The organism is Scardovia inopinata JCM 12537 (assembly GCF_001042695.1).
Taxonomy (GTDB): Bacteria; Actinomycetota; Actinomycetes; order Actinomycetales; family Bifidobacteriaceae; genus Scardovia; species Scardovia inopinata.
In genome coordinates this window covers 352,927-367,328 of record NZ_AP012334.1, presented here as the reverse complement: position 1 = coordinate 367,328, position 14,402 = coordinate 352,927, and the positions used below count along the sequence as shown (strand labels likewise).

The following is a 14,402-nucleotide window of genomic DNA, read 5'->3' as shown; positions in this document are numbered from 1 at the left end:
TGCCCGTAGTCAGAGAATAGTCACAGTCACAGGCACACACGGCCTTCATTTTCTCCTGTACAGTCCGGCCATGCAAATAGAGAAGCAGAGCAGGAACCAGAGGGCAACAATCAGGCAGTCCATTCTCTGAACAGTTCCCGTTTCCGGAAAAGCGAGTGCACTAATAATCCTATGCATAGGAACAAAAGGAAGACAGTTATGAAATTTCACAATCGCCGGGGGAAGCTTATCCGCCGAATAAAGAATAGGGGAGAAAAGCATTGCTATGAACATGATGGCCTGGCCTAGAATCGTTACTGTATCTTTGGAAAACCATAAAGCAACTGTATAACCAAAGGCAAGGTTGCTGATCATACAGCAGATCAGGGCCACTGCAAGAAGAAAAATATGATGAGGAACAAGACGGAACCTCAGCCATCCAGCCAAAATTGCCACCACAACTCCTGGTGCAGAAACCAGTGTCCAAATAACCCAATCAGATAGGAGAATTCCCAGTCTGGATACCGGCAGATTCCTTTGATACTCCATAAAACCTTCCTCTATAGAGCCTGCCATCATCTGAGGAGCAAGATTACAGCCAATAGTTATAAGACAAAGCTGCCATACCCCGGTATTGATGTCTGCCATAGAATTACTTCCGGTCATGTCAATCATAATGGTCAGCCCGTAAACGATCGCCAGGGCAAACATAGTCTGCAAAAGAGTGAAAGACACAAAAAGAAACCTATGCCTAAGAAAACTCCATCTGGTCAGTGACCAACTTCTCATTAACCGCATTGCACATCTCCCTTCAATTTATACCATTAATTTATTTATATTACTTTCGGTTTCTTTCCCGACAAGCTGTTCATAAGCTTCTTGAATGGTTCCTTGAGAGACAGAGAAAGTCAGCGATTTGTCTTCTCTGAAGGCCTCAGCTAAATGCTGCATTATTATTCCTCCCTCGCTCTTGGGACAGCTGAGAACCATATCATTCCCGTTATGCTGAATATTCACCAAGGGCAAACGAAGCAGTCGTTCACGAGGATAATTCCCATTGACCGTAAAATAAGTCAGTTCAGATAAGGCAGCAAAATCCTGCGGAGTTGAGTTTACCAATAAATGGCCTTGATCAAACACGAGAAGAGTATCTGCAACTGCCTGTATTTCTTCAAGGTTATGAGTAACAACAAGTATAGAACTCCCCTGATCTGCAAGCTGCCTGAGCAAAGTCCACAACAACTTTCTGCGAATGGGATCCACATCATTGGTAGGTTCGTCCAGGAGAATTACTTTGGAGTGCTGGACAACCGCCATTCCCAGAGACACCAGCCTGTGGCACCCTCCAGACAGCTTGTCGCCAGGGATATCCATGTATTCAGAAATATCGAGAGCTTCCATAAACTCGTGCACATAGGCTTCCCCTCTGGAAGAAGGCAGTCCCCTCATACCGGTCACACAGCTTAATGCTTCTGCAGGAGTAACCCCCGTCAGAGGAACATATGACTGCGGCATAAAAGCGCATATCTCTCTTGCACGTCGGGGAGACTCAGTGAGATTTTCACCACCATAGTCAACCCTGCCGGAAGATACTTTTACACTGCCTACAATCGAGCCCAAAAGTGTAGATTTACCAGCTCCATTATGGCCCAGAACCCCTGTTATGGTACCTGGGGAAAGCGAAAAAGTGACATCCTCCAAAGCATATTTTTTACTACCTCTATAACGTTTATACAGAGATGAAACAGATAAATTATTCAGGCTTGTAGCTCTCGTTGCCATTATTTCACATTCTTTTTCTATCGTTATAATAATTAAAGATCTCCCAGTCGTGATAGTTTCCATTTCCACTTCATAGGAAATCTAGAACTTATTATTTTAGTAATCCCTAAAATACAGCCCATGAAACGTGAGCAGCATCAATTGGGACACGTTGTACTTGTACGTTCATTTCATCTCCTTTCATAAATGAATACTTTCACGCCTTACAGCATGTTCTTGTAGTATAACTAGGATTATTTTTTATGTATATCTTTATCCTCAAAAGTGAGGATAACGCACTCTTCTTATCTTCTTGCTGAGTAGAATAAGCAGTATGGCTAAGGACGCGAATTAAAAGGAATCTACTGATATGAGTCTTAACAAGACAATCCTGATTATGGATAACGATCATCTCGCCTTAGCAATACTTTCTGCCGGATTACAAAAAATTCTTGATAAGTTTGAAATTCTTAAACCAGTCGACTCAGGTTCTTCAGCAATAAAATTATGCACTTCTCACCACCCGCCTTCTGTACTCCTGGCAGATATTTCCATGACAGACATCAATGGTTTGACTGTTTGCAAAGAAATTCGTCAAGAAAATTTTACGACCACCATTATTATGATGAGCTCGTTTCCCATTGATCGTTTCATGCGTCCTGCCTATTATTCAGGAGCTCAGGGCCTGATTCATAAAAACAGTCTGCAGGAAATAGCAAGGGCGATAGAATCAGTTTCCTCAGGAAGGCCCCTACCCTGTAGTTTCGCAGATAATAAGAATGAACACTTCCTCACGGCTTCGCAGGCTTTCCACTTATTAAAAGAGAATCAAGCAAGTGATTTGTCTCCGCGTGAAGCAGAAGTTGTTGATCTGTGGTCACAGGGCATACCGATGTCTGCTATTGCCGATCAGCTTGATATCAGTCGTACTACGGTCCGTACTCATTTGTTACATGCTGCAGACAAGTTGAAAGCACCAAATAATAGGGCTCTTATTGCTGCCTGGCTATCCTACAAACAAGGGGATTTCCCTCTATGACTATGCATCATTTCAAAACAATATTTATTGAAAAATATACACAGCATAATTGGGTTATCACTTTATCTATCCTGTCAATCATTCTTTCCGTCATTGAAATTATACAAATTGCATCACCGTATATCATTTTCTGGTGCCTCTATCCTTGTTATTTTCTTGCTCTTTTATTCCTTCCTGCTTTCCCCAGACAGGCTTCATGGATAATTCTGGTCCTGGCCTGTATGGCACCTTTTGCTGAAGGCAATAACCAGCCATTCCTTCTGTCTGCAGAAATGGTTGCCCTGGGAATTCTTGCCTACATGTGCTCTCTGGCCGAATCAGCTTTTGCCCTTGCTGCAACTGTTCTGGCTCACAGCGGCATCGAGTTGATTACTCAAAGATGGGAATTTATATACTGGATTACAGCAGTCATTCTGTGCATAACTTGTTTCCTTTCCGGCATTGCTCTTAAACAGCATCAGGAAGCAATTGCAGCTCAGCAGCGCAGGAGCAGAGAGTTACTCGACCTGGAAAGACTCAAAAATCTGGAAACACGCAATAAATTTGCCATTCGCCTTCATGACTCCCTGACAAACGCTCTCTCTGATATTTCTCTTCTGGCAAATAGTCACATTACCGGCGACAAAGGAGGACCAGAGATTAACCACACCGACCGGTCTGTATCTGATTGGCAGTTAGTGGCTTCACGGACAGATGACGCTTTTCGCCATATCCACGAAATTATTTCCCTCCTTTCTCACACAGATTCGCAAAAAGAATCGGACAATAGTGAAAAACCACCATGCGGCAATGATTTAAAAACCTATCTTGCTTGCCTGCAGGCACATCATGCGAAGCTGGGATATAAGGGAAATATTCAGATTACAGAGCTGGAGCCGTCATTCCGGAAAGAAACATACGACGCTCTTCAATCACTGCTGGCAGAAATATTTACAAACATTCAGAGGCATGCAGTGCCAGGGCCTCACTCCTTCGATTTATTTGTGACTTTTGACGAGCAGGGGGTCCAAATCCGCCAGCTAAACGATGCCCACGAAACCGTAGCTCTGCCTGAGCCTGAGATTTCAGGGAAGGGACTGACCATGCACCGGCAGCTGATCACAAGCCTGGGAGGTTCTCTTAGCTGGAGCAGAGAAGGGGGCCAATGGCTTTTATATGCTTTTCTGCCCTGCAAAGACCGTTAGCTACTAATTAGCAAATATGTTAAAATCTACAAAATTAAATTTATTATAACGATAAATATGCACAATTTTGTGCATTATCTCAATATTGCCAACTAAAAATCCGCTTCTGTAGTGAATTTCCTCACCTAGTAATACTGTAGAACAATAAGAATAAGTCTATAAGAGAAAGGACTTTTGTAGATTTCTACAAATTAATAGTTTCTGCACTGTAGTGAGTGCCTACCAGCAATGAACGGAGCAAGATGACACAGACCACAACGAGAACCAACCAATCTGTACACCAATCAGGCACTGCAGATGACGAGCATCTGACTAAATTAGCCCAAAAGCTCTTACTCATGAGCAAAAACCGGATGAATAAGCTTGCGCACTGGTATCCCGTTCTGGGAAATCAGGAAAGAGAATTCCTGGATATCATTATTCTTTCGGCAATCAACGATTATTTGGACTGGGCTAATTTACCTGAGCCTATAGAGAAGAGGGAGAAAATCAGCGCCGATCATCTCTTCTCCATAGCACCCATTGAAACCGCCCGGGCTATCAGCCTGGCTAATGTGCTGGAAGCCACCAGAATTGTGGTAGACATTATTACCGAAAATATTGATATTGTCGCCCCAAAGGGGAAAGAACGCGACTATTACGAAGCCGCTCTCTACTATTCCCGTGAAGTTTCCTTCTCAGCGGCCAGTGTGTATGCCGAAGTCGCTGAAACTCGCAGCAGGTGGATGGCTCGCGAGGAAAGTTTGGCACTCAATGCGCTGCTGTCAGGAAACCTGGACCTGTCCCTGCAGTCCCGCATGAGCGCCTACGACTGGGATGACTCAACCATTTTCTTTGCAGCAGTAGGCAGAATCAAAGCTGATACTCATTCAGAGATGAAGGCTGGGTTTCACCAGGCCCAGGCTCACCTGGCAGTTCAAAATTTAGGTGCTGAGGTAATTATGGGTTCTCATTCTAATTCCATTTTTACCGTTGTAGTAGGCGGACCCAGCGATGAAAATTTTGAGACCATTCTTCACACCATCACCCCCCTCTTCTGTGAGTCAGCCTGCCTGTGCGTAGGACCGCGAGCGCAGGGGTATACAGGAGCTTCTCATAGCCTAAGAGCTGCGTACAACGGCTTTTTTGCCAGTGTCATGGAAATCGACCCTCCCCACCCTCTCTACGCCGATGATATTGTTGCCGATCGGGTACTTTTTGGGGATTCAGTCGCTTCAGATCAGCTATACAACATCTATAAGATTCTGAAGAATTCTGGTAAGAGGAATGAGATCCTTCCCACTGTGGAACATTTTCTCTTGAAAAACAGCTCTCTGGATAGAACAGCGCAAGATCTGGTTATTCATCCTAATACAGTTCGTTACCGTCTGAGACGGGCAACTGAGCTGACCGGGTGGGACCCCATGAATCCTGACGAGGCTTATTCTCTCCGCATTGCCTTAAAAATCGGCCGTTACAGGGAAAGTCAGGAAGATGCGGCAGATACTGTGGATTCTGTTCCTAAACTTGATACTCGCCTTCAATAACATCCCAGAGAGCCCGGGCTGCTTTATCTACCTGATCATTAACAATAACAATGTCAAATTCGCCTTCCTGGGCCAGCTCTTTCCTGGCTGTTTCCAACCGGCGCTCCTGCTGGTCCGGAGTTTCCGTGTGCCTCTGCTGAAGCCGCTTCTTTAGATCATCAAAACTGGGCGGGGCAAGAAAAACATACACTGGGTTAAGACCCAATTCCTTGGCCCGTGCCTTCACCCGATGAACTCCCTGAACATCGATCTCCAGCAAAGATGGAAGATTCTTTTTCAAGTGCTCTAAGACCGGTTTAAGGGGAGTTCCGTAGTAGTCTGTTCCGTGAACCAGGGCAAATTCCAGGAGCTGGCCCTCGCGCTCCATCCGTTCGAATTCCTCTGTAGATACAAAATGGTAGTCTACCCCATCTGTCTCTCCTGGCCGAGGCTGGCGAGTGGTAGCAGAGACAGAAATCCACAGCTGAGGATGCGCAGCCCTCACGGCTTTTTCCACTGTTCCCTTACCTACGGCAGTAGGACCAGCCAAAATTACCAAGCGGCGTTGAGCACCATGGTCAGTCTCAGAGGTATCAATCTCAGAGGTATCAATCTCGCGGGTATCAGTATTGTCAGATATCATTTTCCTCCATGTGCACTGGTGTTTGAAGAATCAGTATTGGAATCAGTATTGTTGTCAGTGGGATTAGAAGCCGCAGCCGAATTAGGAGCCTCGACTGCGGTACTGCCGTCGTCAGACAGATCCTGGACAATCTGGCCAACTGTCTCCCCTTTTTCAATTCTGGCATCCATATCATCGAAAGACCGCTGAATATCTGCCTTGTACTCATCAATCTTCTTCTTCAGCGATGAAATATCAGGCCCATAAGCAGCGATGGCCCGGGCAGCTGTAACCAGAACATTATGATGAGTACCGGCAAAAACGACCTCCAGGTCCTTGCCCCGGGCTCCCTGCCAGCCATAACCAGGAGAGAGGATAGGACCGGTGAAAGCAGAAGGATCAATTCCATTAATATCCATCTGCCGGCCAACAGTCGCTCCAATAACAAGACCTACAGATCCCATGCCAGAGAAGCCCTTATTATAGTTCTGAGCCCCCTGAGCAACCCCATAAGCCACTGTATGACCCTTGTACTCACCCCTCTGGCGAATGGCAGTCTGCAGGTTGGAAGCTTCAGGGTTCGAGGTGAGGGAGGCAATAAAAACCCCGTGCCCCCGGTTGAGGGCATCTTCAATCAAACCATTCAAGGAATGAAAACCATAGTATGGAATAAGGGTTATAGCATCGGTATAGAGGGGACCGCCGGATTTAAGATAGGCATCGGCTATAGATGACAGGGTGGTTGACAGACCTCCCCTCATGCAATCCACTATGGTGATCAAGCCCATCTGATGGGCTGCATACAGAGCACGCTCCAAGGCAGCAATTCCCTTTGACCCATAACGTTCAAACATGGGCATCATAAATTTAACAGCTGCAGCCCTGCCTTCAGCCGCCTGAAGCATACGCATAGCAAAAAGCTCAGCACCCTGAGGATCAACAGAATAGCCCCAGTCCCACAGATTTTTGCGGTGAGGATCTATACCAACACAGATGTGCCCATGCCTCTTCATAGAGTCACTGAGCCGAAAACCAAATTCCTGTCTGATGGGATCAGTCGACAAAGTACCGGATGATGTAGCCATACTTTCTATTGTAGTGACTTTCAACAGTAAAGGGGGTCACAAAACACTATTCGGCTGAATTCTTAGGAGTTTGAGGCGAGTCCGGCGATTCGGATGTTTCGCCAGCGTCGGCCTCCTCAGCCTGAGCTGCCAACGAAGCCCTGTATTCCTGCCATTCCTGTTCCTCAGTTCGGATGGACTCAGCGTCACGTTCAATGGCGCTGAGAAGTCCATGAAGAAAATTAGGAGCTTCTCCGTCACTGTATATTTTAGCCAGTCCCAGAGCCTCATCAATGGCTACCTTGGCCAGGACTTCATCATTATAGACAATTTCCCAGGCGGCAATACGGGCAATATTGCGGTCCAGTACATGCATCCGCTTCACATCCCAACCTGTGGAATGCTCATTGATAGCCCTGTCAATAGTTCGCCTATGAGAGGCAACTCCGCGGATAATATCCTGAGCGTAAGCAGGCAAGGGGGTCTGGGCCCCGGGAAAAGCCAGACGTTCATCAAGAAGGGGCAGGATTTCCTGTCCCTTCTCGTCTGCCTCATACAAAGTATTAAGAGCGCGTTTACGCGCAGTAGACCGTGCCATAAAACCGACAACTCTTAGTTTTCGCGGCCCAGGTAGGAACCGTCGCGGGTATCTACCTTGACCTTTTCCCCTTCGGAGATGAACAGGGGGACCTGAATCTCTGCACCGGTTTCAACAGTTGCCGGCTTAGTGCCAGCAGATGACCGATTGCCCTGGAGACCAGGTTCAGTGTGAGAAACAGTCAGAATAACGGAAGCGGGCAGTTCCACTGCCAGGGGCTCATCATCATGGAAAGAAACGATGCAGTCCGTACCTTCCAGAAGGAACTTCTGCTGATCACCAACTAAGGTCTCAGGAATGAAAATCTGATCATAGGTCTGCATATCCATGAAAACAAAGTTGTCTCCGTCACGATAGGAATACTGAAGATTCCTGTTGTCAACAGTTTCAAAGTCCAGTTTGACGCCGGCATTAAAGGTCTTATCAACAATCTTTCCGGTTAGCACTTCCTGCATGGTCGTGCGAACAAAAGCAGGCCCCTTACCCGGCTTCACATGCTGAAACTTAATGACTTTCCACAGTTTGCCGTCCAGATTGATAACGGATCCGTTCTTAATATCATTTGACGTTTGCGCCATAATTAACCCTCAAAAAATTTTCCTGTTGGATTTCTGCTAGTAAAATTCTCATTAATTATGCCACAGGGGATAAACGAGTACAATCCGGTCCGACTCCGGCTGCGCCGACTACTCTTTACTTATCCCCGCCTTCCGCCGGCTGCCGCCGTGAATTCACCTCCTCATCACCGCCAGCATACCTTACCGCCTGAGAAGACGCTTAGCAAAGGCGTTGGCAATCCCCTGCACAATCTGAACCAGAATAATCATGATAATGACAGCCGCCCAGGTTACATAAGGGTTGAATTTCTGATAACCGTATGCGATGGCAAAATTACCGATTCCGCCGCCGCCAATGTAACCGGCCATAGCTGACATGTCTAAAACTGAAATAAAGAGGAAGGCATAGGCCAGAATCAGAGGAGCCAGGGATTCAGGAATCAAGACCGTAGTAATAATGCCAAATTTGGACACTCCCATAGATCGGGCTGCCTCAATTACACCCGGATCAGTGGATACTAGGTTTTGTTCCACCAGGCGGGATGAGGCTACAGTACACATGATAATCATGGGGAACATGGCGGCAGCCGTTCCAATAGAGGTACCGATGACGGCAATAGTTACCGGCTGCATGGCAGCGAGAAAGATGATAAAAGGTATAGGCCTGATCAAATTAATAATAACGTCCAGTATTTTATAGACAACAGCATTGCCAAAAAGATTGCCTGGCCTGGTTCCCCAGAGAACTACTCCCAAAATCAGTCCCAGAATACCGCCGATGAGCAGGGTCAGAAAAACCATCTCCAGTGTTTCCGCAATCGCAGTGCCTAAAGACCCGTCATGTATATAAGAGGTAAAATCCAACCATTTTTCGTTGGCAGCGGCAGAAACTATACCTGTCAGTCCCATCTTTATTCTCCTTCCTGATTTGTTGATTTCTCTTCCACGTACTGATCATAATTCAACTGCCAATTCTGATTGCGGACAGCCTGCAGCCTGTCCTCTTCATTATGCTCATAAGCAGCCAGGGCCTGGTCATAATCAATAGGATTATCTAAGCTGCCAAAATCAACAATGCAGTTAGCCAAACGAAGCTGCTGAATGTATGTGTCCAGCTTCCCATCATCGCTGTGGAAAATATAGGTGAAAGCACCCAGAGATTTTTGGGCTACTTCCTGAACTCCCCCAACCAGAATGGTATTGGTAATTCCCCTGTGGGTAAGCATGGAAGAAATCCTCTGCCCGGAAGGCGTGATTTCCAGGGAAGGATCAGGGTTCCGCATAATAACGGTAACCAGTCTGTCTTCTCTGTCGGAAAGATGGGACCGAAGCTTGGCAACTTCTTCCTGGCTGGGAATGGAGTTGATAGCTGTCGCTACAAAATCTCGGGTAATCTTTTGCCGGGGATGAGCAAAAACCCGGTACAGCGGTCCTTCTTCTACTGCCTTGCCCTGGCTCATAACCAGAACCCGGTCAGCAATGCGGGTGACTACATCCATTTGATGAGTAATGAGAACAATAGTAACCCCAAAATCATGATTAGCTCTTTGGAGCAACTCCAGAACTTCCCCGGTAGTCTGCGGGTCCAAAGCGCTGGTGGCCTCATCCGCCAGGAGAATATCAGGATGAGTGGCCAGGGCCCGGGCAATGCCTACACGCTGTTTTTGTCCGCCTGAAAGTTGGCTGGGATATTTCCTGGACTGATTGGTCAGCCCCACAAAATCCAGCAATTCAGCTACCCGAGCCTGACGGTAATCCTTCCTCCACTGATCCTGAATGAGGGGATACTCAATATTTCCGGCAACAGTCTTGGAGGCAAAAAGATTGAACTGTTGAAAAACCATTCCGATCTTCTGACGAATAGGCCGCATCTTTGACTCAGATAAAGCAGTGACTTCCTGTCCAAAAACCTGCACCTTCCCCTGACTGGGACGTTCCAGCTGATTGATCAGACGGATCAGTGTGGATTTTCCCGCGCCAGAATAGCCTATGATGCCAAAGATCTCGCCCTTCCTGACAGTAAAGGAAATATCATCAACTGCCAGGTGAGAAGGATCTTTCCTGCCGGTACCGGGGAATTTTTTGGTCACATGGTCAAAAACAATAATGTCCCTTTTATCTGAGTCACTGCCAATCTGATCTGTCCTATCAGCTGCCACTGCTTTATCCTTTCGCTCTGTACTTACCGTATGTACAGCATGGTCTGCCTTTATGGTCTGTGCTTCGTTCCCTACTTTTTGCCTGCTGTTTCTTGCTCTCCTGCCTGTCGGGCCTGCTTTTCCACAGTGCTAAGGATCTTTTGCAGGTCTGCGGCTGAATCGTAATTAAGGGTGCCCTGATTGCCGGACTGCCTCATCAAAGCGTCAGTGACAGTTTTCTTGTGGAAAATCTTCACCAGCTTCAGGTACAGAGGATTCTTAGCATCGGCCTTGCGGGCGACCCATACGTTGATGTAGGGTTTGGAAGATTCGGATGCGGCACTGTCCTGGTAAATGGCATCTGTCGGATTTATTCCTGCGTCCTTGACGTAGTCATTATTTACCACTCCGGCAGCTATAGACGGATCGCTGAGGGAATTAGCCACCTTAGCAGCCTCCACAGCCTTAACCTTGACCTTGGATTTGGCTGTGTCTACATCGTTCGGAGAGCTGAAAGCAGTCCAGCCGCCCTTGAGCGTGATTAAACCGGCGCTCTTGAGAACCCCTAGAGCCCGAGCCTGATTTGTTTCATCATTAGGAATGGCAATGGTAGAACCGGCCGGAATCTGGCTCACCTTTTTGTAATTCTTGGAGTAGAGGCCCAGGGGGAAGACTGCCGTGCCTCCAATAGGCTGCAGATTCTGGTTATTCTTGACGTTGTAGTTTGCCAGATAAAGAATATGCTGGAACTCATTTAAATCCAAGCTCCCCTGAGCAAGGGCAGGGTTCTCCGATGTGTAATCGGTAAAATTCTTCAACTCAACATAGATTCCCTCTTTTTGAGCTTCTGCTTTGAAAACTTTCCACTGCTCATTATTAGCACCGACAACGCCAATAAGAACAGGGTTGGATTTCGATCCCTTAGCTGCTGATTCATGGCCACTCCTGCTTACCCGAATGCCAAAGAAAGCAGCCAGAACCACTGCTATAACAAGAATGCCGGCAATCAGCAGGTTACGAAGCCTGTGATTGACTCTGACTGGTTCCGCTGATGATGCAGCCTGAGATGACAATGGTGTTTGATCTGCCTGACCTTCCTGAGGTTCCTGATCTGGAGCTGACATACTTATTCCTGCCTTTCAATTCTATCTGTATTGTCTATCTGTATGTTTCTATTACTTTTGCGCCTGGCTACAAATTTTGAGAGCATGGTCTGTCCGATCCTGCCAATTCCCCTAATCTGAACAGCGCACGGTTACTACCATAAAACATAAATTCTCATACATAAGCAAAAACTCATAATCAACTTATACGTGTTATTTATTACTGCTTCCAATTCCCTTGATTTTAGAGGGCTTTTCAGGCTAGTTACCATCTCAGGGCTTCTAGCTCAGAGAAAAATAAATGCATAAATTCTTATTTTTCTGGCCTTTGTTCTGGTGTGTCGATATTATGGAGAAAACACATGAAGTCAACAGTAAGGATTGCGTTTTGTCTAAAGGTCGCCACGCACCAGAACATACAGGATTCTTTGCCTCACTCAGGGGCCAATCTTCCTCCTCAGCTAAGAGTGTTCTTTCTGTGCCCTCCCATGCCAAAGCCCTTCGTCTGGGAACCATTGTGCCTAGTATTGCGGTTTTGGCAGCGCTGGCAGGGTCTACTGCCCCAGCTATTGCCTCCAACAATGGAATTTTGAGCGCTGACGCTTCTTCCAGTTCATCAGTTTCCCGTTCTACAGACAGGAACGAGCTTCTGGATGAGTCAAGCTCTGTTACCACAGCCAAGAACGCTTCCTGGTCCTTGAGCGACAACAGCTCCAACACCCACGTTCCTTACTCTCCTACTAAAGATCAGCAGACTGCCCGTACCAATCTCGAATCTTTGGTCAGCACAGCCACAACTATTTATAATTCTTCGCCCAAGGCTGATTCTGCTAAAAAGGCAAGTTTGAAATCAGCTCTGAATACAGCTGCTGATCGCCTGAAGAATACTGAAACCAGTACGGCTGATCTTAATTCAGCTGGTGTTGCCCTAAGCTCGGCGGCCACGTCTGTCAAATCCAGCCAAGCGGCAGCAGATGCAGCTGAGAATGCCAATCAGGCTGGCACAACTAACGGGAACACAAGGACTACCACAAACAGCCAGACTGGGAATACAGCTACTCGTTCTACAAGAACAACTACCACCCAGCAAGCTACAGTACCAAGTATTACAACTCCCAGCACAGTGACCGGCTCCGGTACCGGGGCTAAGGTAGCTGCTCTGGCTGTCAGCTATGCAGGCCGCGCTCCCTATCGCTGGGGAGGATCTACTCCGGCAGGCTGGGATTGCTCTGGTATGGTGATGTGGGTTTATGCCCGCTTTGGAGTAGGACTCCCCCATTCCTCCGGCGCTCAGGCAGGGGCAGGAACCGCAGTCCCCTCTTTGGCACAAGCCAAGCCAGGAGATATTCTGGCTAATGGAAGCCACGCCGCTATTTATATTGGAAATGGCAAGATTATCAACGCCCTGAACCCTTCCCGCGGCACCCAGGTAACCCCTATTTCTTGGGGCTTCCCCGGCGGCAACTACGCCATTCGCCGGATCTTCAACTAGAGTTTTGCCGGATTCTCAACCAGACCTGGTAGATCTGGCGAATCCAGAGATCCTGGCACATCCGGCAATCTCGGCAGTCTCGGCGAATCCCGGCAAAAGGTGGTAGACCCTGCTGGAAGATTTATAGCTTCGCTTATCTATAGGTTTGTCAGGCGGCTTTCTAGGCGGCTTTCTGACTAAGGTATGATTCTGCCCAAGTCCTGGTCTCCTTTTCATCGTTCTTCAGCTGGTCAACCAGAGCCTGAGCATCCTTAAAACGGACTTGAGGCCGCATATAAAGACCAAATTCAACCTTAATATGGTGATTATAAATATCAATGCCGTCCTGATCCACCAGGTAAGATTCCACGACTCTTTTCAGATGTTCCTGACCGATCTCATCAACAAACGTTTCCTTAGTCCCAATGGAAATTGCGGCGGGTATTCGATGAGGATTTGAATCATCCTGATCAGTCACAAAGCCGGCATAAACCCCATCTACTGGAATAAAACCTTCAATCAGGCCGCCCAGGTTAGCTGTGGGATATCCCAGGGTCCGTCCGCGCTGTTCGCCATGTACAACAAGGCCGCGGATCTGAGGAAATCGGCTCAAGACAGAGGCGGCATCCCCCATACGGCCGGTAGACAAGGCATAACGCACGAATGATGAACTCCAGCGACGGGCCCGTTTCATCCCATGCTTTTTAGTCCAAGCACGGCGTTCAGACTTGGTCATACCCTCCAAAGGATCGGCAGGCTCACCATGCCCCTGAGGAACCTCGTAGACAATCTTTTGGGGAATCCATACGTCCTCCTGCCCTTGGTCGTCAACGGATTCAACCTCGAAAACACCGGTAGCAGAAGCCAGATTCTTCATAGCCTTCATATCTCCCGCAAGCCCCCGGCCCAGACGAGCGTCATGGCCCAAAACCAGGGTTCGCATACCCAGTTTGCCCACCAGCTGACCTAGGAAATTGACATAGGTTTGATTGGCAAAAGGAAGGGTATAGGTCACGATTATCAGATAATCCACTCCCATGCCTTCAATCCATTCACACCGCTGGCTCACGCTGGACAGAGCCTGATCGTCCCGGCTGGCGGTCGAATCCTGGCCCTGCCCAGCTATTCGTGCTTTTTCCCGGGCATGAACATAAGAAGGGCGGGGGTCGAACATAATGATTACCGAGAAACTGCCTTGCTGGCGGGCTAAATCAGCGACTCGGGAGATAATGGCCTGATGCCCCTTGTGTACTCCATCGAAACTGCCGATGGTCACCACAGACCGTTTTTCCTTATCCAAAAGAGGCCACTCAACCGAGCCATCGGCATGTGGGGCAAGAGTAATGATTTTCACAGTTTCCAGTTCCTCGCAACAAAACTA

General features: G+C 47.6%; 14 protein-coding genes. 4 read left to right on the top strand and 10 right to left on the bottom strand.

Annotated features, from left to right (window positions below; translation table 11 throughout):
• Positions 1-45: 45 nt before the first annotated feature.
• Together SCIP_RS01470 and SCIP_RS01465 are read right to left on the bottom strand one after the other, a co-directional pair.
• Positions 46-768: an ABC transporter permease gene (locus SCIP_RS01470; protein ID WP_231287952.1), complete on the bottom strand. Its 723-nt coding sequence runs from the start codon at positions 766-768 to the stop codon at positions 46-48.
• Between the two features lie 27 nt (positions 769-795).
• Positions 796-1,761 carry an ABC transporter ATP-binding protein gene (locus SCIP_RS01465; protein ID WP_048349252.1) on the bottom strand — a complete coding sequence of 322 codons (966 nt, stop codon included), beginning with the start codon at positions 1,759-1,761 and terminating at the stop codon, positions 796-798.
• Positions 1,762-2,137: 376 nt separating this feature from the next.
• Between SCIP_RS01465 and SCIP_RS01460 the strand changes: the two genes are divergently transcribed.
• From SCIP_RS01460 to SCIP_RS01450, 3 genes are all read left to right on the top strand, one after another.
• Positions 2,138-2,779, top strand: coding sequence for a response regulator transcription factor (locus SCIP_RS01460; RefSeq protein WP_006292740.1), 642 nt, complete (start codon positions 2,138-2,140; stop codon positions 2,777-2,779).
• A complete protein-coding gene (locus SCIP_RS01455; RefSeq protein ID WP_006292739.1) occupies positions 2,776-3,963 on the top strand; it encodes a sensor histidine kinase in 1,188 nt (395 codons plus the stop codon). The genes SCIP_RS01460 and SCIP_RS01455 overlap by 4 nt, the downstream gene beginning before the upstream one ends.
• A gap of 242 nt (positions 3,964-4,205) precedes the next feature.
• Positions 4,206-5,489 carry a PucR family transcriptional regulator gene (locus SCIP_RS01450; protein WP_081442794.1) on the top strand — a complete coding sequence of 428 codons (1,284 nt, stop codon included), beginning with the start codon at positions 4,206-4,208 and terminating at the stop codon, positions 5,487-5,489.
• Here the strand turns inward: SCIP_RS01450 and gmk are convergent.
• The 7 genes from gmk to SCIP_RS01415 all read right to left on the bottom strand — a co-directional run bounded on the left by gmk (position 5,464) and on the right by SCIP_RS01415 (position 11,571).
• A complete protein-coding gene (gene gmk, locus SCIP_RS01445; protein ID WP_006292737.1) occupies positions 5,464-6,111 on the bottom strand; it encodes a guanylate kinase in 648 nt (215 codons plus the stop codon). The two genes, SCIP_RS01450 and gmk, sit on opposite strands and share 26 nt — an antisense overlap.
• Positions 6,108-7,175, bottom strand: a complete 1,068-nt coding sequence (gene pyrF / locus SCIP_RS01440) for an orotidine-5'-phosphate decarboxylase (RefSeq protein WP_006292736.1) — start codon at positions 7,173-7,175, stop codon at positions 6,108-6,110. Before pyrF ends, gmk begins: the two co-directional genes overlap by 4 nt.
• Before the next feature lie 46 nt (positions 7,176-7,221).
• Positions 7,222-7,752, bottom strand: coding sequence for a transcription antitermination factor NusB (gene nusB / locus SCIP_RS01435; RefSeq protein WP_006292735.1), 531 nt, complete (start codon positions 7,750-7,752; stop codon positions 7,222-7,224).
• Positions 7,753-7,766: 14 nt separating this feature from the next.
• On the bottom strand, positions 7,767-8,330 hold the full coding sequence (gene efp, locus SCIP_RS01430) for an elongation factor P (RefSeq protein WP_006292734.1): 564 nt from the start codon (positions 8,328-8,330) through the stop codon (positions 7,767-7,769).
• A 180-nt stretch (positions 8,331-8,510) separates the two neighbouring features.
• Positions 8,511-9,110 carry a methionine ABC transporter permease gene (locus SCIP_RS01425; protein ID WP_231288010.1) on the bottom strand — a complete coding sequence of 200 codons (600 nt, stop codon included), beginning with the start codon at positions 9,108-9,110 and terminating at the stop codon, positions 8,511-8,513.
• Positions 9,111-9,220: 110 nt separating this feature from the next.
• Positions 9,221-10,468 carry a methionine ABC transporter ATP-binding protein gene (locus tag SCIP_RS01420; RefSeq protein ID WP_006292732.1) on the bottom strand — a complete coding sequence of 416 codons (1,248 nt, stop codon included), beginning with the start codon at positions 10,466-10,468 and terminating at the stop codon, positions 9,221-9,223.
• Between the two features lie 71 nt (positions 10,469-10,539).
• Positions 10,540-11,571 carry a MetQ/NlpA family ABC transporter substrate-binding protein gene (locus tag SCIP_RS01415; protein WP_006292730.1) on the bottom strand — a complete coding sequence of 344 codons (1,032 nt, stop codon included), beginning with the start codon at positions 11,569-11,571 and terminating at the stop codon, positions 10,540-10,542.
• A gap of 328 nt (positions 11,572-11,899) precedes the next feature.
• On the opposite strand from SCIP_RS01415, the gene SCIP_RS01410 reads away from it, so the two are divergent.
• Entirely contained in the window at positions 11,900-13,042 is a 1,143-nt protein-coding gene (locus SCIP_RS01410; RefSeq protein ID WP_081442829.1) for a C40 family peptidase, read from the top strand.
• Between the two features lie 160 nt (positions 13,043-13,202).
• On the opposite strand, the gene ribF is transcribed toward SCIP_RS01410, so the two are convergent.
• Positions 13,203-14,375: a bifunctional riboflavin kinase/FMN adenylyltransferase gene (gene ribF / locus SCIP_RS01405; RefSeq protein ID WP_048349251.1), complete on the bottom strand. Its 1,173-nt coding sequence runs from the start codon at positions 14,373-14,375 to the stop codon at positions 13,203-13,205.
• Positions 14,376-14,402 lie beyond the last annotated feature (27 nt).

Excerpts from the sequence above, each read along its gene's own strand:
- SCIP_RS01470 (WP_231287952.1), bottom strand. The coding sequence starts at position 768 with ATGAGAAGTTGGTCACTGACCAGATGGAGTTTTCTTAGGCATAGGTTT.
- SCIP_RS01465 (WP_048349252.1), bottom strand. The coding sequence starts at position 1,761 with ATGGCAACGAGAGCTACAAGCCTGAATAATTTATCTGTTTCATCTCTG.
- SCIP_RS01460 (WP_006292740.1), top strand. The coding sequence starts at position 2,138 with ATGGATAACGATCATCTCGCCTTAGCAATACTTTCTGCCGGATTACAA.
- SCIP_RS01455 (WP_006292739.1), top strand. The coding sequence starts at position 2,776 with ATGACTATGCATCATTTCAAAACAATATTTATTGAAAAATATACACAG.
- SCIP_RS01450 (WP_081442794.1), top strand. The coding sequence starts at position 4,206 with ATGACACAGACCACAACGAGAACCAACCAATCTGTACACCAATCAGGC.
- gmk (WP_006292737.1), bottom strand. The coding sequence starts at position 6,111 with ATGATATCTGACAATACTGATACCCGCGAGATTGATACCTCTGAGATT.
- pyrF (WP_006292736.1), bottom strand. The coding sequence starts at position 7,175 with ATGGCTACATCATCCGGTACTTTGTCGACTGATCCCATCAGACAGGAA.
- nusB (WP_006292735.1), bottom strand. The coding sequence starts at position 7,752 with ATGGCACGGTCTACTGCGCGTAAACGCGCTCTTAATACTTTGTATGAG.
- efp (WP_006292734.1), bottom strand. The coding sequence starts at position 8,330 with ATGGCGCAAACGTCAAATGATATTAAGAACGGATCCGTTATCAATCTG.
- SCIP_RS01425 (WP_231288010.1), bottom strand. The coding sequence starts at position 9,110 with ATGGTTTTTCTGACCCTGCTCATCGGCGGTATTCTGGGACTGATTTTG.
- SCIP_RS01415 (WP_006292730.1), bottom strand. The coding sequence starts at position 11,571 with ATGTCAGCTCCAGATCAGGAACCTCAGGAAGGTCAGGCAGATCAAACA.
- SCIP_RS01410 (WP_081442829.1), top strand. The coding sequence starts at position 11,900 with ATGGAGAAAACACATGAAGTCAACAGTAAGGATTGCGTTTTGTCTAAA.